Origin of the sequence: Burkholderia cepacia, from assembly GCF_001039005.1 — a bacterium.
GTDB lineage: Bacteria > Pseudomonadota > Gammaproteobacteria > Burkholderiales > Burkholderiaceae > Burkholderia > Burkholderia theae.
Genome location: NZ_LDWR01000031.1, coordinates 50,526 through 72,269, shown reverse-complemented (window position 1 = coordinate 72,269; position 21,744 = coordinate 50,526). Strand labels below are relative to the sequence as shown.

7 protein-coding genes and 1 pseudogene are annotated in these 21,744 nt (G+C 67.0%); 3 read left to right on the top strand and 5 right to left on the bottom strand.

The features are described from left to right. Nucleotides 1-154: 154 nt before the first annotated feature. Both VL15_RS18830 and VL15_RS18825 read left to right on the top strand, forming a co-directional pair. On the top strand, nt 155-12,454 hold the full coding sequence (locus tag VL15_RS18830; RefSeq protein ID WP_048247665.1) for an LWXIA domain-containing protein: 12,300 nt from the start codon (nt 155-157) through the stop codon (nt 12,452-12,454). A gap of 321 nt (nt 12,455-12,775) precedes the next feature. Continuing rightward, nucleotides 12,776-13,684 (top strand): patatin-like phospholipase family protein, encoded by a 909-nt coding sequence (locus tag VL15_RS18825; protein ID WP_048247663.1) that lies wholly within the window; start codon nt 12,776-12,778, stop codon nt 13,682-13,684. Nucleotides 13,685-13,915: 231 nt separating this feature from the next. Here VL15_RS18825 and VL15_RS18820 read toward each other — a convergent pair whose 3' ends face one another. The 3 genes from VL15_RS18820 to pcaB are packed head-to-tail and all read right to left on the bottom strand — an operon-like array spanning nt 13,916 to nt 18,141. Next, a complete protein-coding gene (locus VL15_RS18820; protein WP_048247661.1) occupies nt 13,916-15,304 on the bottom strand; it encodes a class II fumarate hydratase in 1,389 nt (462 codons plus the stop codon). Nucleotides 15,305-15,330: 26 nt separating this feature from the next. Then, nucleotides 15,331-16,740 carry a cation:dicarboxylate symporter family transporter gene (locus VL15_RS18815; RefSeq protein WP_048247723.1) on the bottom strand — a complete coding sequence of 470 codons (1,410 nt, stop codon included), beginning with the start codon at nt 16,738-16,740 and terminating at the stop codon, nt 15,331-15,333. Nucleotides 16,741-16,767: 27 nt separating this feature from the next. Beyond that, nucleotides 16,768-18,141, bottom strand: a complete 1,374-nt coding sequence (gene pcaB / locus VL15_RS18810; RefSeq protein ID WP_048247659.1) for a 3-carboxy-cis,cis-muconate cycloisomerase — start codon at nt 18,139-18,141, stop codon at nt 16,768-16,770. A 127-nt stretch (nt 18,142-18,268) separates the two neighbouring features. Between pcaB and VL15_RS18805 the strand changes: the two genes are divergently transcribed. Further along, nucleotides 18,269-19,000, top strand: a complete 732-nt coding sequence (locus tag VL15_RS18805; RefSeq protein WP_048247721.1) for a GntR family transcriptional regulator — start codon at nt 18,269-18,271, stop codon at nt 18,998-19,000. On the opposite strand, the pseudogene VL15_RS18800 reads toward VL15_RS18805, so the two are convergent. Further along, a pseudogene (locus VL15_RS18800) lies at nt 18,973-19,514 on the bottom strand (helix-turn-helix domain-containing protein); the annotation flags it as partial. The gene VL15_RS18805 and the pseudogene VL15_RS18800 overlap by 28 nt on opposite strands. A gap of 345 nt (nt 19,515-19,859) precedes the next feature. After that, nucleotides 19,860-21,479, bottom strand: coding sequence for an FMN-binding glutamate synthase family protein (locus VL15_RS18795; RefSeq protein WP_048247658.1), 1,620 nt, complete (start codon nt 21,477-21,479; stop codon nt 19,860-19,862). Nucleotides 21,480-21,744: the final 265 nt, after the last annotated feature.

Below are 21,744 nucleotides of genomic sequence, written 5' to 3'. Positions count from 1 at the left end.
TGTTCGTAGCGCGCGTTTGCCGCTGCCGGCGTAACCGTGCCGCGGACTACGTAATTCGCGACTTTTTGCGCGCGATCGGTTCGGCACAATGGACCATTACGCGTGGCGGCCTGCCGCTTGCCCGGAACGTCACGCAGGCCGCGGGAGAACGGACATGGTGTTGATGGCAGTGGGAGGCGGGGGCGGACCGGTTGACGTGCCGCAGCCGCAGAACGACAACAACCCGACGAACAACAACGGGACGAACAACAACGCCGCCAGTGCCCCGCCGGCTCAGACACCCGACCAGAAGGCCCTCGCCGCGGCACAGGCCGAGACGCAGCGCCTGCTCCAGCTCGCGCAGGCGGAGATGGCGACGCTCAAGCGCCTGAACGATCAGGGCGCGTCGCAAGCCGACCTCGACAACCAGGTCAAGAAGGCCGAATCCGCGTGGGGCGCGGTGCAGGTGGCCGTCGAAAACCAGATGCGCGTGGCCGCCGACGGCGGCGGCGACACGAACAAGGCGATCGCAGGCGTCGCATCGGATCTGCGCAACGCGACGCCGAACGATCCCGTGCTCGGCGAAGTCCTCGACGACGCGCAGAAGGCCGTCTCGGCGGAATCGGCGCCGCAGCGCGCGACCAACGAAAAGGCGTACCAGCTTGTGCAGGTCGCGCAGCAGGACCAGGACGCGAATGCCGCCTTGCAGCAGTACAACGCGTTGCCGGGCGGGATCCGGCGCGACGACCCCGATACCGGCGTGCAGTTGCGTCAGGCGGCCAGCACGGCCGATGCCAACTCCGACACCGCCAACACGGCGCTGACGAACGCATTGCGGCATGAATACAGCGTGTCGGCCGCGACGCTGCGCCTGAACGACGCGAAGGCCGACTATGCGGCGTGGCAGAAGGAGCCCGGCGGATTGCGTCGCGCCGACGAGGCCGACATCACGCAGGAAATGTCGCAGGCGCAGAGCCAGTACGACAAGGTGGTGACGGGCGGCGACGACACCGCGTTGACCTACGTGACGCCCGACGAGCAGAACCAGGCCGTCGCGTCCGTGAAGCAGAACCACGACGGCATGTGGTACACCGGCCTCGTCGACGTATTCGGCGAGCAAAGCCAGCTCACGCGCACGATCGCGACAATCAATCCCGACGATCCGTCGCTGACGCCGCAGATGAAACAGCTCGCGCAGTCGGATCCCGTCAGCTTCGCGCTGCTGCAGGACACGGGCCAGACCGTCGATCCGAACGACCCGAAGCTGTCCTCGCAGGAAAAGACGCTGGCCCAGCAGAATCCGCTCGCGGAGGCGTTCGTCAAGCTGACGGGCGTGCCGGTGAACCCGGCGGGCCTGAGCGAGGCGGACGCGAAGGCATTGAACGCACAGATCGACCAGGGTGGCGGTGTGTTTGCGTATGCGATGGCCCACGTCGACAAGAATTCGCCCGCGTACCAGAAGATCCAGACGCTGCTCGCGGCGGCGCCCGACGTGCGGCTGCAGTACACGAAGCAGCAGGTCGGCCAGTTGATGCAGAACCCGGGCAGCAATCCCGGCGCCGCGCTGCAGGTGCTGAAGACCAACATGGACGCGTCGTTCTCGCTGGACGAGCGTCAGACGCTGTGGACGCAGGCCGGCCAGCCGCATTTCGACGCGAACTTCATCCATTCGCAGATCGATCCGCTGATGCAGAAGCCCGATGCGGATGCGACGGATCCGGCGAGCATGCGTGCGCGTTACGACGACACGATGAATGCCGACAAGGCCGGCAAGTGGATGCAGGACATCCTGAACAACGCGCCGCCCGAGTTCGCGGGCGTCGTGCTCGACACCGTCGAGAAGGATTTCAACAACAAGTGGATGCAGACGAACACGGGCACGCCGCAGCCATACGGACAGGGCACCGAGTTCTTCAAGGGGCTCAGCAAGGCGGTCGGGCTGGCCGACCAGCAGCCGACCGCGAACGGCGTGCCCGTGCAGCGCGAGGACGACGTCGCGAACTGGCTGCTCGACGACAAGAGCAACGCGAAGGCGGTGATCTACACGCTGCGCGGCAGCGACCCGGGCTACGGTTTCGACAGCGTGCGCGTGGCGCTGTCGTCCGGTGTCGATTCGTCGCTGTCGAAGGCGCTGCTGTCGAAGATGCAGGGCAACGACCGGTTCAGCGGAAACTTCGCGGTCGACTTCCAGCTCCGTTACCAGCAAGGGACGCAGAACGCGCAGAACAAACAGAACAGTCAGGCCGCAACGGCCAGCTACAACCTGTTCAAGTCCAATCCGGACCAGCAGCTGCAGGCGTATTTCAACGACTTCCAGAAGAACTTCGACGGCCAGTCCCGTACGTTCACGGTCGGTTCCGACCAGCTCACGAACTTCGTCGGCGCAGGGCTCGGGATTCAGCCGGACGACCCGGGCGCGGTGCCGACCGACCGGAACGACGTGCCGTCGATGGCGATGCTCGAGCAGATGATCGTCAGCAACGGGCAGTTGCAGAACGGTACGGCCGTGAACAGCCAGTCGTTGTATGCGAAGAATTCGGCCGCAACGCAGATGATCCAGACCGTCGTCGACCAGATCCGCAAGGTCGGCGGCGATCACGCGGTCGTGTCGCTGGTGCCGATCTACTACGTGTCGAAGGGAACCGGCACCGCGCCGAGCGCGCTGTTCAAGGTGCAGGTCGCGGGGCATCCGGACCAGTACCAGCTGATCGACGATCGCGGCTGGAAATACGACAGCGTCGACAACTACCAGCACAACAATGCGCTGTCCGACGACGGCCAGCTGTACGTGCCGAAGAGCTTGACGACCGATTCCGCGACCGGCGGTTTCTCGCAATACCAGTCGATCGACGCGCACAAGACCGAGTGGTACCAGCACGTCGAACACTATCTCGAGATCGGCACGGGCATTCTCGCGGCGGCCGGCGGCGTCGTGCTGGTCGCGAGCGGGATCGGCGCGATCGGCGGCGGCCCGCTGATCGGTTATTCGATGGCAGCCATCGGCGCGGGGATGGCGGTCGGCGTGCCGACCGCGATCGCCGACCTGAAGAACCTGAGCGATCACGGCCAGTCGATCGGCTTCGGCAATACGCAGGCGCGCGGCGACTGGATCAGCCTGATCGGCAGCGGCACGGGCATGGCGGGCGGCGGGCTCGGTGTGGCGGCGAAGTCGCTCGCCGAAGCGTCGTCGCTGCTGCGCACGACCGGGCAGGTATCCGACATGATCACGCTCGCATCGCGCGGCGAGGGTGTCACGGCCGAGGCGGCCGGTGTCGGCCGCTTGACGCAGGGGGCCGATGCATTCCAGACGCTCGCGCAGATGACCGGCCGCACGGCCGGCGTGTTCAACGTCACCGGCGGCGCGATCGGCGGTTATCAGATGCTCGACCAGGGCGTGTCGCTGGTGAAGAACTGGGACGCGATGTCCGACTCCGATCGCGCACAGCAGTTGCTGAACCTCGGGATCGGCGTCGCGCAGATGGGCCTCGGCTCGCACACGCTGATGGAGCGGCCGATCCGCGCGATCACGAAGACGCCCGCGCCGCCGGCGACACCGAGGCCGGTCGCGGTCGACGTCGCGAACTCGATGCTCGCCAACGGGCTCGCGAACCAGCGTCTCGCGGTCGGCGAGATCGGCAACCCGTGGCAGCACGCGGAGGAACAGGCGAACAGTTTCGGCGAATCGGCCAACGATGGCGAACCGGTGTCGCCGGCCGACGCGGGGCTGCGGTCGCGATTCTCCGCGTGGCTGCGCGCGCGCCGCACGCAGGGCACGCCGGAAGACGGCGACGCGATCCCGTTGCGGCTGGCGCCTGATGCGGACGCAATCGACGGCGAACCGACGCCGGCGATCGAGCATGCGCTGGCCGCCGACGAAGCGCCGCCGGCCGAGGCCGGCACGCCGGCAACGACGGGACACCCCGCGTCGTGGGAGATTCCCGCGCGGGCGGCGGCCGATCCGGACGTGCTGCGCACCGTGGTCGGATCGGTTCTCACCGGCGGCAACCGTCTCGAAGACATCGAATACTACGTGTACGCGCTGGAGGACACCGAAGGCAACGTGCGCAACCCGGAGAAGGACGGACTGCCCGCGACCGACCGCGGCAGCCTGACGGACGACATCCGCGCGGCGAACGCGGACGAACGGCGCGCGGCCGCGGGCGACGATGCGGCGGCACGCGCGGCTGCGGCCTCCGACGAGGACGGCACGATCGGCGTGACGCGATATGCGTCGTACCACGACGCGATGATGGTCGCGCTCGGCGGGACGGTGGCGGGCCGCTACCAGGTCGCGTTGGTCGACACCACGGGGCTCGCCGCGGACGGCACGGTGCCGCCCGAGGCGATGGTCGGCCATGTCGGGTTCGACAATGCCGGCAAGGCGCTGACCCTGTCGATGAACGACACCTTCGATCGCACGCTGCGCGTCGTGTATCCGCGCGGATTCGATCCGGCCAAGCCGCTGATCCGCTTCGAGGACGGCAAGCGCATCGACGTGGTCAACGCGCTGGTCGGCATGGACGAAACGCAGTGGGGCGCGTATCCGCGCCGCGAAGCCGACCTCGCGATCTATTCGAACCACCCGTCGCAGCCCGAGAACCGGCTGCCGGCGGGCGAGCGGCCGTTGATGCCGGTGCCGCCCGGCTACTTCGCCGTGTACGCGCACGCGTGGTCCGATGCGTTGGCGAGCGCGACCGGCAAGCCGATGAGCGCCGACGACGTGGCCGCGATGGTGCGCCAGAGCGGCTGGGACGGCAAATCGCCGGTGATCCTTTATGCCTGCGGCTCGGGCACACGCGTGACGTCGTTCGCGCAACTGCTGGCGAACGTGCTCGGGGTGGACGTGTACGGCTCGAGCGGCTTCGTCGTGTGGCGGTCGCCGCGCTATCGCAGCGACGGCCCCGACTCCGGCTATACGGCCGGCATCGAGCTGGAACCCGGCGCCCCCAGTTACGCGGGGAAGCCCGACCATTCGGTGCAGCATGCGCCGCGCACCTACCGATTCTCGCCGGCGTTGGCGGTCATCGATCAAGGCGCGCATGCGGTCGACTGGAGCACCGTGGCGCCGCGCCCGGTTTCGAACCGCTGGGGCGGCCGCGACGCGTCGGGGCAGTCACGCGTGCCGCTGGGCGTGTACGTGTGGCGCGTACTGACGAATCGCGGGGCGATCGTCAATCCACGCAGCGGCCGCTCGGCGAGTGCGCTCGAGATGACGTACGCGCTGGAGGACCTGGCGTGGAAGGGCTACACGCCGGGCGTGCCGGTCGCGCTGGAGGGGCCGCACAGCGGCGCCGATCCCGAGTTGCTGCAGGAATTCGCGGACCTGATCCAGGCGCCGGTATTCGGCCGGCTCGGCGGCGACGACGCGGCCGGGTGGCGGCGCGCGATCCCCGATCCGGGCCGTCGGCTCGCGCGTTTCCAGATCGAACCCGACGTGAACGGCAAGTTCTCGCCGGGCCGTGCGCAGCCGGTTCGCGTCAATCCGCTGGAGTTGCGGCCGGTACCGGGCTCGAGCGTCGTGAACCTGCTCGGCCACGCGACCGCGCGGCAATTCCTGAAGGTGTCGGGTTTCGACATCGCCGAATCGCACGGCACGCAGCCGCGCGACGTGAGCTGGGACAGTTCGAGCGCCGTCACGCAAGACGGCACCACGATGTCGCCGAGGGAATTCGCACGCAAGCTGCTCGAGGATCCCGCCTATACCGAAGGCAACGGCGTGCTGCTGACGGGGTGTTATCTCGGCTCCGGCGGCTACCCGTTCGCGCAGGAGCTGGCATACGAGCTGCAGGTGCCCGTGATCGCGTCGATCGCGTCCAACTCGGTGCGCGGCACCGGGGCGCTGTACCTGTATCCGAACGGCGACGACATCGTCGTGCCGGCGCACGATCCCGACGTGTCGACGCGGCTCTACCTGCATATCCCTGAGGCACCCGACGCGACCGAACCGCCGATGGTGTTCGCGCGACGCGGCGAGCCCGTGCCGAACGCGGCCGCGCATGGCGACGCGCCGGTCGAACCGGTGCACCCGATCGAAGCGCAGATCGATCCGGAAGCGGACAGCGGGCGGCGCGGCAACGCTGGTGCGCAAGGCGATGCCGGGCAGCCGGTGTCGCCGCCGCGCGGGCCCGTGCATCCGCGTCTCGGGTCCGAACCAGATGCGGGCGAGCCGCCCGTTTATGTGCCGACCCCGATCGTCGAAGTCGGGCCCGGGCAGATCTTCACGGCGGACGAATGGGCGGCGCGCACCGAGCAGGCCGTCGCGGACGAGGCCGACGACGGCCTGTCCGGCATCCCGCAGAAGACCTATCCGAAGAACAGCCGCGTCTATACGGATCGCCAGATCGTCGACGGCGGCGTCGTCACGACGACGATCCACGGTCAGTCGGTCCTGCAGACGGGATTCGACGACGTGACCGGCGTCGACGCGACCCAGCACCCCGAATTCCTGCGTCCGGCCGACACGCTGCTGATGCCGTCCAGCGACCCGCTGCATGCGATCGGCGCGCGCGCGCTGATGTCGCCGCCCGGCCATCACGTGGTGTTCGGACACGGGATGTCGGCCGACGCGATGCTGGGCCCCGAGGGCCGGCCGCTCACACCGGACGAGGTGGCCGCGCGCGTCGCGCCGCATCTCGAACCGGGGCAGGACGTGACGCTGTACTCGTGCTTCGGCGGGTCGACCAGGCACGATCCGTTGCGGGTCGCACCTGGCCAGGTGAGGGCCGCGAGCACGACGTTCGCCGCCGCGCTCGCACAGCGTCTGTCCGAGCTCACGGGCCGGCCGACGACGGTGTGGGCGCCGCCGGACATCCTGCTCGTCCAGCCCGACGGTTCGGCGGCCGTGCGCGGGACGCGACCGACCGGCCAGGTCGACAAGGATCGCCTGGCGATGCAGAGCTTCCGCGGCGACCCGGCGCGTGCCGGACGCCCGGTGCTTCCCGCCGGCGCGGAGCCGTCGCCGGCCACCGCTCCCACGGCGGCCCGGCCGATGCGCGAGGCGCCGGTGCGCCCGACGGTGCCGCGCGTGTCCGATCCGACCTTTGCCGATCCCGGCTACGACTTCAACGCGATTCCGGATGGTACGTTCGAATCGGTCACGCTCGACCATCCGTTCCGCAGCGCGCTGACCGATCGGCCGGGCGTGATCGGCGACACCGCGCGCGTCACGCGCGCCGGCGGCACCGTGAGCCAGCGCTGGCCGAGCTATTTCCTCGACGAACCGCAGCCGACCCGCGTGATCGACGGCGTGATGCAGGCGTTCGACGAAGCCGGCCTGACGAACCTGCGCGTCGAATTCGTCACGCACGACGGCAGTATCGTGCTCGGCAGCGGCACCGATTTCAGCCGGCTCGATCCCGAGGACGGCTGGTTCCGCTTCAGCGGCACGGTGCCCGACGCGACGGCGGCGGCATCGCACGCGCAGGGCCATGCGACGCCCGATGGGCAGCGCGCGTTGCCGGAAGGCACGCGGGTGGTCGCGCACGACGATCTCGGCCCGGCGCTCGATGCGACGCATGCCGGGCCGAGCCATCACGCGTACGTGCCTGCCGATGTGCTGCCGGACGCAATCGCCTTCGCGCAGGGCGACCTGACGGCGCAGGAACGCGTCGCGGCCCAAGCGGCCGCGAACCTGGCCGCCGTCGAGGCCGCCCCGTCGGCCGATGCCGTGCTGTTGTCGGCGCTCGGCCACGATCCGGCACGCGCGCTGCGCATCACGACGCTCGGCGGCGAGCTGTTCAAGCCGGCCGGCGTCGACATGTATGTCGTGCGAACCCGTGACGCGGCCACCGGCGACGTGTCGTACCGGCTCGCTGGCGTCGATCGTTCCGGATTGCCGGAAGGGTATGCGGCCGTGCATGCCGCCGGATTGCGCGCGGTCGGCTCGGTCGGCGGCCGCCCGGTCTGGCCGATGCTCGGCGGAGCGGACCCGGCTTCCGGCCGCCTCGCGGGCACCGCCGGCGACCCGTCCGGCGCGGCAACGCCCGCCACCGTCTCCGGTCATGCGGGTGCACCTGCCACACCGCAGAGCGCCGCGGTGGCTGAAGCGGCCGAATCCCAGGCGCGTGCCGCCGCATGGCTCGACAGCGTCGGCCAGCGCACGCTCAAACGCGTCGACGGCCGGCACGCGCCGACCCTCGACGGGCTGGCACGCCAGCTCGGACCCAACGCGCACGTGCTGATCACGACGCATACCGTGCCGCCCGCCGACGGCGCCGAATACACGGTGCCGGCGGTCGTCGCGGTACTCGAAACCGATGCGCACGGCACGCTCGGCCCGGCGCGGATGCTGAACGGCAAACGCGTGCAGCAGACGCTTCAAAAGGCGCTCGAGCAAACCACCGGCCACGGGCGTCGCGTGCGGCGCCAGTACGATTTCTACGTATCTCCGGTCGCGCACGACGAGCTGGTGCAGTTCGGCGGCCCGTCGAAGATCGAGACGCCGGACGGCAAGACGTCGTGGCCCGTGACTGCGTCGAGCGGCACGATCGATTCCACGCTCGCCGCCGACGTGTCGAAGCTGCAGGACGCGCCGGCCTTCAAGCGGCCGCGCCAGGCCGTGCGCGCGGTCGAAGGTGAGCGCCGCTGGATTCACGTGGTCGAGGACGAGACGGGCAAGGTGCTCGGCTACGCACAGCGCAACACGAACCACGAATGGAAGTACGTCGAGAAGGCGCCGTTCGGCGATACCGAGATTCCCGAGCAGAACCTGCGGACGGTGTTCCGGCGGCGGCGCCGCGGCGGCATTCCGGTCGGCCGCTCGCCGCGCCGCGGTATCCGGTTCGTGGTCAGCGACGTCAGGCCCGAGGTCGTCGATCGCATCGGCGGGTTCCGGCCGGCGAAGGACGCCGCTGCCACCGACAAGAAGCCGTTGCGCTCGGCCGGCGACATGTTCCAGTCGATCGTGCCGGTCCGCAAGCCGCTGGCCCCCGCGGAGCAGGGCGGCGGCACGAATGCGGCGCCGCGGCCGCCGGTCGATCCGCACCTGTTGCCGTCGGACAAGTCCGCGCTCAACGCGGTCGACTTCAGCGGCAACGGCGTGTCGCACCTGTTGACCGCGATCCGCAACGGCTCGCTGGACGGCGGGCGTCACGTGATCTATGTGTTCAAGACGGACCAGGCGGTGGCCGAGGCGCTCGACAGTCCGCTCGGCGCGATCGCGGTGCGCAACGGCGAGATGCGCTGGTTCGACGAGATCAAGCACGCGGGCAACCAGAACAAGCCGGGCATTCCGCTCGACGAAATGCCGATCGGTACCGATCGCTTCGGCGCCGACGTGCATTTCCTGCTCACGCAGTTGCAGCCGCGCGACTTCCTGAACAGTGCGCGGCCGACGCGCGTCGCGGCGCTCGAGGCGCGTGAGAAAGCGCTCAAGGAGCACGTGTCCGACGCGCAGGCGCGCGGCCAGCAGTCGGCCGCTTTCCGCGCGCTGGCGGCCCGCCTCCAGCACGGCTACAACGACGTGCTCGGCGAATTGCGGCGCCTGGGGAGCAGTGGTCCGGCGCCCGAGCCGCTGTCGATCGAACCGTACCAGCCGGGGTTGCCGTCGGCCACGGTCGTCGAGTTCAGCCTGCGCAACGGTGCGGCGAAGTCCGACGATTATTTCCCGACCTACGACCAGGTCGAGGCGTACAACAAGCAGGCGCAGCGGCCCGGCAACGTGAATCTCGTGCTGAAGGGCGACCCGCAGGCCGTGATGGTCGACGTCGGCATGTGGCGCACGCTGAACAACAAGTTGTATGTCGCGCGCGACGTGTCGACGTCGGCATCGCGATTCCTGCCGGTCAACGGCAAGCTGCGCCCGCACACGCGCCGCGTCGGCGCGGCGACCGTCGCCGACAAGCGGGTCCGGCAATTCTTCACGCGCTCGGACCCGCAGTTGCAGGACCGGATGGTGCCGATGGCACGTTCGTACTCGCTGAGCGACGATCCGGCGCTGATGGGCGCGCAGGTCGAACGGTACGGCGGCGTGACGCCGGTCGTCACGCTCGTGATCGACCCGCATTCGCTCGCGGCGGCGCTCGGCAAGGCGCACGCCCCGGATTTCCTGCGCGCGGTGAAGGCACTCGGCGACCAGAAGAGCGCGACGTTCGACGGCGAGAACGGGATGATTCATCCCGCGCCGGGCTCGAAAGGAAAAGCGCTCGCGCTCGACGATCTCGACCATCTGCATCGCTGGCTCGACGAGGCGGCGCGCACGGGTTTCGCGATCCGGCTCGAGACGGCGCCGTCGCGCGCGCTGGTGTCCGGTGTCGACTACCGGTTCCAGTCGGGCACCAACGACACGTATCACGACTATGTGCGGGTCGCCACGGCGCTCGAACGCTGGTCGAACGCGCATCCCGACACGGTCGCGCCGAACGTGATGGTCACGTTCCACGGCTGGGACACGGTGCCGGAATCGGTGCCGGGCGCGGGGCACGAGAAGCTGCTGCGCGCGGTGCTCGAGCGCAAGGGGCTCGAATGGGTCCACATGGGGCTGTCGTACGGCACGCACGGTGCCGACTTCATCGGCAACCAGGAGCTCACCAGCGCACTCGCGAAGCTGATCGTCGACAACCGCAAGCGGCCCGACGTGATCAACCGCCTGCATGGCGCGGATGCGTTGACGCGCGTATTCGAACGTGTCGACCGGAAGACGCTGGCGAATCAACATCAGTTGCTGTTCGCGGAAGTCGAGCGGCTCGGCGCCGCGCAAGGGATGACGCCTGCCGAAATCGCCGGGTTGCGCCAAAAAATCTACGAAGGCAACACGACGGTGTGGCTGAATCAGGCGCGCAAGGCGACGATCGAGCATGCGACGAAGCAGTGGGAGGCCGACGGCAACAAGCCGCGCTTCCCCACGGACAAGGGCGCGCGCGCGTTCGGCGGGCGCTGGCTGGCGCAATACGGCAGCAGCGTGCCCGACCGGGTGACCACGCTTGCGCAGCCTGCCGCGGCGGACCCGTTCGACTACTGGCGTGCGGTCGTGCGTGATCCCGCGCTGCTCAACGACGGCACAAAGCCGATCGGCACGAGCCGCCGGGAGGCCGCGCAACTCGCGAAGGTCGATATTCCCGACGCGCAGCGCGCACAGGCGGAGCTGCATGCGCTGCGTGTGCACAACGAGCCGATCGGCGTCAACCGGCCGCCAACATCGTGGTGGCGGCGGGCTGGCGGCGACCTCGGAGCGGCGGCCGTGACGGGCGCCGCCGGGGCCGGCGTGCTCGTTACGGTCGGCAAGGAACCGGTACGTACCGCGACGAATTCCTTTTACGCGGGGCTGCGGGTCGGCCGCGTGTTCCAGGCGCTGCATCACGGTGCGGTCGCCAGCCTGAAGAACGGCGATCCGCGCGTGTTCGACCGCGTAGTCGACCGGCTCGTGCGCGGGTTGCAGACGCAACTGAAGGTGAACGGCTTCGACGTGGCGGGGCGCGGCGCGCAACTGGAGCAGATCGCGTACGAAGGCAAGGCCAAGGCTGCGCAGCTGCGCGGGCTCAACGAGGACGGCCAGCTGTCGTTCGACGACACGGTGATGCATACGAAGGCGATCGCCGCCGACATGCTCTCGCAGATGCAGGGCGTGGTGGGCGGGACGTCGCTGAAGCTGCTGCACCACGGCAGCCCGCGGCACTCGGTCGGCCGGATCGGCCGCGTGCTGTCGCTCGGCGGTTACGGTATCGCGATCAAGTTGAACGTGGACAAGGTGAGAAAGACAGGCGACTTGCTGGCCGGCGGGCAGGCGCTGGGCGGGATGTTCGGCGCCGCGTATACCGGCATCGTCTACCGGGGCAGCCTGCGCGGCATGAATGCCGATAATCGCAGCCAGCTCGCGCGTACCGTGAGCGCGACCGGCGATTACGTGACCTCGGCGATGAGCATCGCGGGTGGCATTCATACCGCGATGACGGGCGATCCGTACACCGGCACGCTGACGACGATGTCCGGCTTGTTGCTCGGCGCCGGGCGCCTGCATTCGCATTTCCCGAATGCGACGCCGTGGCTGGCGCGCTTGCCGACCGGCATCGCGCTCGCGCCGGTGGCGATTTTCGGCATCACGCAAGGGATCAGCCTGATTACGTCGGTGACGGCGTCGGACGACAAGCACAAGGCGCCCGGTTCTTCAACGATTCATCTGGGCCCGAGCAACGGGATGCCGACGCCGGGCGCGTCGCTTGCGCCGTCGCCAGGGGCGACGGCGGCGCCGGCTCAACCGAGCGCGTCCGCGACGCCATCGCAATCGGCGCAGCCGCCGTCGAGTTCACCCAGCGCCACGCAGCTGACCGTGAATGTGGTCGCGGGCGATTCGTTGTGGACGATCGCCGAACGTCACGAAGGATCGCTGCTTGCCGCGGCACACGTGCCGGCCGATCAACAGCAGCAGATGTCGGACGGTCAGCGGATCAACGTCGCGCTCAACGAAATCCTGCAGCTCAACCGGAATCTGGCGAACGATCCGGGCGCGATCAGTCCCGGGCAGCAGGTCGTGGTCGGGTGAGGGTGGGCGAGTGGGGCCCGCGGTTCGGCGGTGGCCGGGCGTTCGGGCCGCCGCCGTGCGGCAGCGTATGGCGGTGCCGTCATCACCGAAATCACCGAAGCAGGCAATGATCCGAAAGTGGCGGCTTTTGAGCCCGATGCCGATGGCTTCGTGAAGATATTCAAGACCGGCATATTCGAAGACTTCGCGCAGGATCTGACGCGAACGGAGAAGGGGCTGATCGTCGTACGAGCGACATTGAGCGGCCCGCCAATTTGTGCGAATCTGTATCGCAGACATCGGCGTTCATCCTTCTCTACTGGCCCGGTACGGGAGACAACCATGGCCCTCGATCGAAGCGCGGGTCCGGAACGGACCGCTTTCGTGTTTGCAGGCGGGGGCAGCCTCGGTGCGATCGAGGTGGGCATGCTGCGCGAACTGCTCAATCACGGTGAACGGCCCGACTTCGTGGTCGGCGCGTCCGCTGGTGCGATCAACGCCGCGTATTTCGCCGGGCAGCCCGACGGCGACGGCGTCGCGAAGCTCGAAGCGCTGTGGTGCAGCATCCGCCGGCGCGACATCATGCCGTTTTCGATGCTCGGCCTGTTAAGGACGGTTCTGCAGAACCGCGCACACCTCGTCGAGGCGACCGCGCTGCGAATGCTGCTGGAAAGGCATCTGCGGTATCGGTACGTGGAGCACGCGTCGCTGCCGCTGCACGTCGTCGCGACCGACATGCTCAGCGGCAATGAAATCGTGCTGTCGTCGGGCCCCGTCGTCGACGCCGTGCTCGCCAGCGCGGCGATCCCGGGCGTGTTTCCGCCGGTGCGGATCGACGATCGACTGATGGTCGATGGCGGCGTCGCGAACAATACGCCGATCTCGATCGCCGTCGCGCGGGGCGCGACGCGCATCGTCGTGCTGCCGGCCGGCTTTGCGTGCGCGTTGCGCAAGCCACCGGGAAGCGCAATCGCGCAGGCGATGCATGCGCTGACGCTCGTGATCGCGCGCCAGCTCGTGCGCGATCTGGCGTTCTACGAAAGTCGCGCCACGATTTGCGTCGTGCCGCCCCTATGTCCGCTCGACGTCTCGCCGTACGACTATACGCAGTGCAAGGAGTTGATCGAACTCGCGGCCGAGCGGACCCGCGCGTGGCTCGGCGATGGCGGCCTCGAACAGAGGTTGATTCCGGGGGCGTTACACGAGCACACGCACTCGGCGGAGCGGCCGACCTGCGATGTCGGTGCGTAGAGCCTGCTCAACGCGGGCTCGGGCTCTGGCGCTCCGCGTTTCCTGGCACCGGCAGACGCGTTGCGCGCCGGTCGATAAGAATCCGGCGGCCTATGGAGCACGATCGCGATTGGTTCAGTGTGTGAGGTGGCCAACCATGAATGTCGGCGCGGACTTGGTGAGGGCTTGCTGACGGCGGGACTCGGCGCCAGTGTCGTGTGGACAAAAAGTCTGCCTGCCCTCGACTCGGCATCATTTCCCCGCCATGCGCCGGAGATCCACCAGCCGGTCGAATGCCTCTCCGTCCAGCAAGCCAAGCTCGATCGCTGCCTCGCGCGGCGCGATCCTGCGGCCGGCGGCATGGCGGGTAATGGAGGCTGCCTTGTCGTATCCCAGCACCGGATTCAGGGCGGTTACGGCGAGCAAGGGGCTTTGCAGATCGCGCGCGAGTCGTTCCGTGGCCGGCCGGAGGCCGGGAATGAGGCGAGTGGCCGCAACGTTGGCACAGTCCGCCAGCAGCCGGATCGACTGCAGGACGTTATAGATCAGCACCGGCTTTGCCACATTCAGCTCAAAGCTGCCGGACGCTGCGGCCATCGTCGCCGTCACATGGTTGCCTGCCACCTGCATGGCTGCCTGCACCATGACCTCGGCGATGGTCGGATTGCGTTTGCCGGGCATGATGGAGGAGGTGAGCCCGTCGTCCGGCAGCAGCAATTCGCCAAGGCCGGAGTTCGGGCCGGAACCCATCCAGCGCAGGTCATTGGCGATCTTGGTGAACGAGGCGGCGATCACGTTTAGCACACCGGAGAGTTCGAGCAATGCGTCGTGTGCGGCCATGCCCTCGACTTTGCAAGGATTCGGACGGAACGCCAGGCCGCTCAGGCGGTTCGCTTCCTCACAGAACGCCTGGTCGAAGCCGGGCGGGGCGTTCAGGCCGGTTCCCGCCGCCGTACCACCCTGCGGCAGGACGAGCAGGCGGGGCATCGTGCCGCTCAGACGCGCCAGCGCATTGTCGATCTGCGCGGTGAAGCCGTCGAAGGCGCGGCCGAGCGTGGTGGGGACCGCGTCCATCAGGTGGGTGCGGGCGATCTTCAGCACGTCGGCAAAGGCACCGGCGCGTTCGTGCAGGCTGTCGCGCAGCCGGCTGAGCGCCGGGACCAGTCGGTCTTCCAGTTCGATGGCAGCGGTGATGTGCATGACCGACGGAAAACTGTCGTTTGACGATTGCGACGCGTTCACGTGGTCGTTCGGGTGGACGGGCGACTTGGTGCCCAGCGGCTGCCCCAGCCGTTCGTTGGCGCGGTTCGCGATCACCTCGTTGGCGTTCATGTTGGTCTGCGTGCCCGAACCGGTCTGCCAGATGGAAAGGGGGAAGTGTTCATCGAATCGGCCGCGGCGCAGTTCCTCCGCGGCCGCGATGATGGCTTCGCCGAGCGACGCGTCAAGCATACCGCAACGCATGTTGGCGTGGGCGGCGGCCATCTTGTGCAGGCCGAACGCATGGACGAGGCAGTCCGGGAAGCGTTCCTCCCCGACTGCGAACACGGCCAGCGCGCGCTGCGTCTGGGCACCCCAATAGCGGTCGGCGGGTATGTCGGCAGGGCCGAACGCGTCATTCTCGGTGCGGTACGTTGTCATGTTGAATCCAGCGAAGGTTGTTCAGTTCAGGCAGCCGTCGTGCGCTGCAGCGGGGTGCGGGACGCCTGCGGATCGGCTGCCTGGGGCGCGCCGTCCGGCAGGGCGCCGTCGTCGGCCGCGGCCATGTCGGGATAGCGCTCCGGATAGAGGTGGCGCTTGGCCATCTCGGCATCGAACGTGCCTGACCACTTCGCGACGACCACCGTCGCCACGCTGTTGCCGATCGTGTTGCAGGTCGAGATGGCCATCGACAGGAAGCGGTAGACGCCGAAGATCACGGCCAGCCCTTCCACCGGCAGCACCCCGGTCGACGTCACCGTCGCGGCAAACACCACGAACGAGCCGCCGGAGACCGTGGCCGCGCCTTTCGACGTCAGCAGCATCAGCACCAGGATGCCGAGCTGGTGGTCCGGCGTCAGCGGCACTCCGTACGCATGGGAGATGAACATCACGCCCATCGCCATGAAGATGGACGTGCCGTCGAGGTTGAACGCGTAGCCGGTAGGCAGCACCAGACCGACGGTCTGCTTGGCGCAGCCCAGCCGCTGGAGCTTGATCAGCAGGCGCGGCAGTGCGCTTTCCGACGAGGCCGTGCCGAGCACGATCAGGATCTCGTCCTTGATGTACCGCAGGAAGCGCCACAGGCTGAAGCCCGCCACCTTCGCGACGATGCCGAGCACGACGGCAATGAACAGCGCCACCACCGCGTAGAAGCTCAGGACGAATTGCGCCAGTGCGACCAGTACCGCTGCGCCGTTGATACCCACCGAATAGGCCACCGCGCCGAAGGTGCCGATCGGCGCCAGCTTCATCACGAGATTGATGAAGGAGAACAGCACTTCGGAGAGGGTGTCGAGGCCATGGTTGATCGTCGCGCGACGCGTCTCCGGAATGGCCAGGATCCCGATGCCGACCATGACCGCCAGCACCACGACCTGCAGTAGTTCGCCCCTGGAGAATGCGCCGACGAAGTTGTCGGGCACGATGTGCATCATGAATTCGGGGAAGCCCTGCGGCGCCACGGCCTTTGACGCCGGCGCGACGGCGCTGCCCGCGACGTGGGCCATCCCCTTGCCGATCTCCAGCAGGTTGCCTGCGAGCATGCCGACCACCAACGCGACGGTCGAAATTGCCTCGAAGTAGAGGATCGACCGCCAGCCTACGCGCCCGGCGCTCTTCACGTCGCCCGCCGAGGCGATGCCGTGCACGATGGTCAGGAAGACGAGGGGCGCCACGCCGACCTTGATGAGCGACAGGAACAGGTCACCCAGCAACTTCAGCTTCGCGGCGAAGGCCGGGAACACAAAGCCGACGCCGATGCCGAGCAGCAGCGAGACGAGCACCTGCATGCCGAGCTTGCGATACCAGGGAAGCCGTGGGGAGGCCGGCGGCGCGGTGGTTGGAACTGCAGCGGTCTGGATGGTCGGGTCTTGCATGATGTCTTCCTCCACCGGGGCCTGTGTTCAGGCCACCTTGTTCGAGAGTTCGATGGCGCGATCCACCATCTGCGGGGCGAGGCCGAGATAGTTGACCGGGTCGCACAAGCGCTCGACGGCGGCCCGGTCGAGATGCGTCGTGACGATCGGCAGGGCGCAGAGCGCGTCGGCCAGCGTGCCGCCGGTTTCGTTCACGGTGCGGCAGGCGTCGTACACCACGTCGTGCGCTTGCTGGCGGCCGATGTGCGGCGCCATGCCCATCATCACGGCCTCGGCCACGATCAGGCCGTTGGAGATATCGAGGTTGTGTCGCATGCGGGCGGTGTCGACGATGAGCCCGCCCAGCGCGAATTTCGCCTGGTGCAGCGCGCCCGAGGTCAGGATGAAGCTCTCCGGAATGGCGATCCACTCGGCGTGCCATGGGCCGGTGGCGCGCTCGAAGTCCTGCACCATCGCATCGACCATCAACCCGGCGTGCTGGCGCACGGCCTTGGCGGCTGCCAGCATCAGTTCACTGGAAATGGGGTTGCGCTTCTGCGGCATCGTGCTGCTGGCGCCACGCCCTTTCACGAAGGGCTCGTAGACTTCCGCGAACTCGGTCGAGGCCATGATCATGATGTCGAGTGCGATCTTGCCGAGCGAGCCGGTGACAAGCGCGAGCAGGTTGACCGCTTCGGCGAAACCGTCACGTGCCACATGCCAGGTGGTGGCCGGCACGCCCAGGCCCAGTTCTTCGGCCAGCGCCTGCTGAATCGCAAAACCCTTCTCGCCAACCGATGCCAGGGTGCCGGCCGCGCCGGCGAATTCCACCACCGCCACGCGGGGGCGCAGTTCGGCGATACGCTGCTGGTGCCGGTCGAACATCGCCAGCCAGATCGCGGTCTTGTAGCCGAAGGTCACCGGTAGCGCCTGTTGCAGGTGAGTGCGGCCGGCCATCGGGGTATTGCGGTGCTTCGTCGACAAATCTGCGAGAATGCCGCGCAGTTCGCGAATGTCGGCGTCGATGCTGTCGAGCGCATCGCGCACCTGGAGGGCGACGGCGGTGTCCATGATGTCCTGCGTGGTCGCCCCCCAGTGCACGTAGCGGCCTGCTTCGCCACACATCGTCACAAGCTGGTGTACCAGCGGCAGGATCGGATAGCCGACGATGTCGGTTTCCTCGCGCATATGGTCGAAGTCGATCCGCTCGATGCACGATTCGCTCGCGATGACCTCGGCGGCTTCGCTCGGAATCGTGCCGACGCGCGCCTCAGCCTTCGCCAGCGCGATTTCGACGTCGATGTAGCGCTGCACGAGCGCACCGTCGGAGAAGATCTGGCGCATCTTCTTCGTGCCAAAGGCATCTCGGAAGAGCGCAGAATCGACGACGGTGCTGGCGGCGGGGATGGCGTTGACGGGCATGGTGCTACCTTGTGATGGGAAGTCGGGTTGGCTAATATGTTCGAACAAATAGCATTAGATATGTTCGAACATGTTTGGCAAATCCGGGTTTACCCAATTCGAATGGAACGTGATGTTGTCGAATCAGATGAGCAAAACCAACGCGGCGGAGATCGCCAGGCAACTTCTTGACGGGATCGCCAGCGGGCGCTTCCCGGTCGGCACACTGCTCCCCACGGAATTCGAGTTGTGCGAGCAGTTCAATGCGAGCCGGTACACGATCCGCGCCGTGCTGCAGGAATTGCAGGACCAGGGGCTCGTGTCGCGCCGCAAGAACGTGGGTACGCGCGTGGAAGCATCGAGTCCCCAGGCGAGGTTCCGGCCGACGCTTGCCTCGGTGGACGATCTCGTCCAGTTCGGCGTCGAGCATTCGCGCCACGTGCAATCGGTGGGAACGGTCAAGGTGAAAGGGGATCTGGCGCGAGAGATCGGCTGTGCAGAGGGGACGCCTTTACTGCGAATCTCCAGTATCCGTCTGGAGGAGGGCCGGGCCGACGCCCCGATGGCCTGGACGGATATTTATATCGATCCGGCATACACGGACGTCGGCGAGATGGTGCGCAAATCGACGGAGCTGGTCAGCGCCCTGATCGAATCGCGCTACGGCCGCCAGATCGCGGAGATCGAGCAGGACGTCCGCGCGTCGACCCTGACGGATGAACGCGTAGGAAAGGGGCTCAGGCTTGAGCGTGGTGCAGCCGTGTTGAGGATTTCGCGCCGCTATCTGGATGCTACCGGTGAAGCATTTGAGTTTTCCGTGACGGTGCACCGTGCGGACAGCTTTTCGTTGTCGATGCGGCTAAAGCGATCGACGAGGTAGGTGTTGGGTCCCGTCGAAATCGTTAAGGCCGGCGCATGGTCCTCGAACCACCGGTGGTCGCTGCCTTCGATCTGGATCTGTTCGTCCAGGCAGGCGCGGCGCGCTCGCGGCTGGTAGACCTTGGGCGGTCGTTGCCGGCGAGGAATCCATAGCCAGCCTCCGTCATGAGCTTCCTGACCGTCTCCTTGGCCAGCCGAATGCCGTGACATTCCCAGAGCTTCTCGCAGGCCAGTGTCGGCCCAAAATCGGCGTAGCGCTCACGAATAACGGTCAGGGCACGTAACGCCAGCCCGTCGTCAAGCTTGCGGTTGCCCGGCCGGCCGCGACGGCCCGAAGCTACGCCGCTGGGCCCGTGCTCTCGATACCGGATGACCAGCCGTTCCACCTGGCGCACGCTCAGGCCCAGCCGTTCGGCCGCTCGTCCAGGCTTCAAACCCGTGTCCACCATAGCCTGGATTACCTTGAGTCGATCAAGCTCTCGCATCGTCAGTGTCACCAATCCGGCTGGCTGCATGGTCGGCTCCCGTGCTTGCTCAACGAGCCGTCCAGCATGCCAGCAGTCAAAAACACGACATCTGTAAATAGCCAGAACACGACATTAGGATATGGCTGCTACAACACAAATTAATGAATCTTGGTACTTGAGGGACCGTGTTGCGTCGCTTGGTTCTACGCTTCTCTTATATTTCTAGGCGTAGTACAGGTGGGCTACTCACAGAATATCGAGTTTCTCGGCTGGGGTTTGTTGCACGTCGATCCACCTCGATCTGTTGCGATCATCGCTGGTGAGGGGCGCAACAGCCCGGTTTCCAAGGCGCCCTCTGCGCAGCATCGACGTTGCATCCATCAGTTCGGCGCATTACCCGAGTCGCTCGTAAACAACCTTTCCCGGCGAGAACGAATCGCCGCGCGCTACTGGCCACCACGTGTCATACAGCGCGGACCCAAAGGGCCCGTCACCCAGCAACACATCTGGCTTCAGATACTCGAGCAGCGACGACAAAAGATCGATCTGGTGCGGCGTGACGCGCTGGACAATGTGATGCGCGCGCAACTCGGACGGGTGTTCAAGGCCCGCCGCTTGCACCAGTTCCTGCAACGCGTGCAGCGTATTGCGGTGGAAATTGTGGACGCGTTCCGCCTTGTCGGGCACCACGAGCGCGCGCTGGCGAGCGGGATCCTGGGTCGCGACGCCCGTCGGGCAGCGGCCCGTATCGCAGTGCTGCGCCTGGATACAGCCGACTGCGAACATGAAGCCGCGTGCCGAGTTGACCCAGTCCGCGTCGATCGCGAGCGTGCGTGCGATGTCGAATGCGGTGATGATCTTGCCACTTGCACCGAGCTTCACCTGATCACGCAAGCCGATCCCGACTAACGTGTTGTGCACGATCAGCAAGCCTTCCTGAAGCGGCATGCCAACGTGGTCGGTGAATTCGAGCGGCGCGGCGCCGGTGCCACCTTCCGCACCGTCGACCACGATGAAATCAGGCACGATGCCGGTTTCCAACATGGCTTTTGCAATGCCGAAGAACTCCCAAGGATGTCCGATACACAGCTTGAAGCCGGTCGGTTTGCCACCCGAAAGATCGCGCAGTTGGTCAATGAAGGCGAGCAGTTCGCGAGGCGTCGCGAACGCCGAGTGCGCAGACGGCGAGATGCAGTCCTTCCCCATCGGGATGCCGCGAGTCTCGGCGATTTCGCGCGTCACTTTCGCTGCGGAGAGGATGCCACCGTGACCGGGCTTCGCGCCCTGCGACAGCTTCACCTCGATCATCTTCACCTGCACCTCGCGCGCTTGCTGCGCGAACCGATCCGGGTTGAATGTGCCATCCGAATTCCGGCAACCAAAGTAGCCCGAGCCGATTTCCCAAATGAGGTCGCCGCCGTGTTCGCGATGGTACGGCGAAATGGACCCTTCACCCGTGTCGTGCGCGAAGCTGCCTTGCTTCGCGCCGCGATTGAGGGCGCGGATCGCATTCGCCGACAGCGCGCCAAAGCTCATCGCCGAGATGTTGAAGATCGACATGTCGTACGACTGCCGGCGCGACGCGCCGACGCGGATCCGGAAATCGTGCCCGTCGAGCTGTGTCGGCACGAGCGAATGATCGATCCACTGGTGCGCGACGATCTTCACATCGAGCTTGGTGCCGAACGGCCGCTTGTCCCCGACGTTCTTTGCTCGCTGGTAGACAAGGCTGCGCTGCACATGCGAGAACGGCTTCTCATCGGTGTCGCCCTCGATGAAGTACTGACGCACGGCCGGACGAATGAACTCGGACAGGAAACGCAGGTGGCCCGCGAGTGGATAATTGCGCAGGATCGCGTGCCGGTGCTGCCGCATGTCGGACATGCCGAGAACGATCAGCGCGGTGACAGGAATGAGCCACAACCACGAGATCGCCTGCCGGGCCACGAGGATGGCAACGGCAGCGAAGAAAAGGACCACGCACCACATCGCAAGGTAGCGTTTGCTGAACATTAGAACTCCATGAGAAAGACCGAGCGCCGCGAGGGACTGTGGGAGGTTGATCGGGGGCATCAGGCGCTTTCAATCCAGCCACGACGCCGCAATAGGCTGGGTCGGCTTCAGGAACGACGGCGGCGACGCCTGATCTGGATCCTGGGCGTCGGGCCGAGATGTCCGACGGTTTCAGTCGACCTTTCGGTTGCACGAAGCGTACTGGGCGAAGTTTGCGTTTTGATGGAGAACAGGTGGCAACGATATGGAGTGGACATGGCGCACG

Bases quoted from the DNA above. Each gene is read 5' to 3' on its own strand.
- VL15_RS18815 (WP_048247723.1), bottom strand. From the start codon at position 16,740: ATGCAAGACCCGACCATCCAGACCGCTGCAGTTCCAACCACCGCGCCG.
- VL15_RS18830 (WP_048247665.1), top strand. From the start codon at position 155: ATGGTGTTGATGGCAGTGGGAGGCGGGGGCGGACCGGTTGACGTGCCG.
- VL15_RS18825 (WP_048247663.1), top strand. From the start codon at position 12,776: ATGGCCCTCGATCGAAGCGCGGGTCCGGAACGGACCGCTTTCGTGTTT.
- pcaB (WP_048247659.1), bottom strand. From the start codon at position 18,141: ATGCCCGTCAACGCCATCCCCGCCGCCAGCACCGTCGTCGATTCTGCG.
- VL15_RS18805 (WP_048247721.1), top strand. From the start codon at position 18,269: ATGAGCAAAACCAACGCGGCGGAGATCGCCAGGCAACTTCTTGACGGG.
- VL15_RS18795 (WP_048247658.1), bottom strand. From the start codon at position 21,479: ATGTTCAGCAAACGCTACCTTGCGATGTGGTGCGTGGTCCTTTTCTTC.
- VL15_RS18820 (WP_048247661.1), bottom strand. From the start codon at position 15,304: ATGACAACGTACCGCACCGAGAATGACGCGTTCGGCCCTGCCGACATA.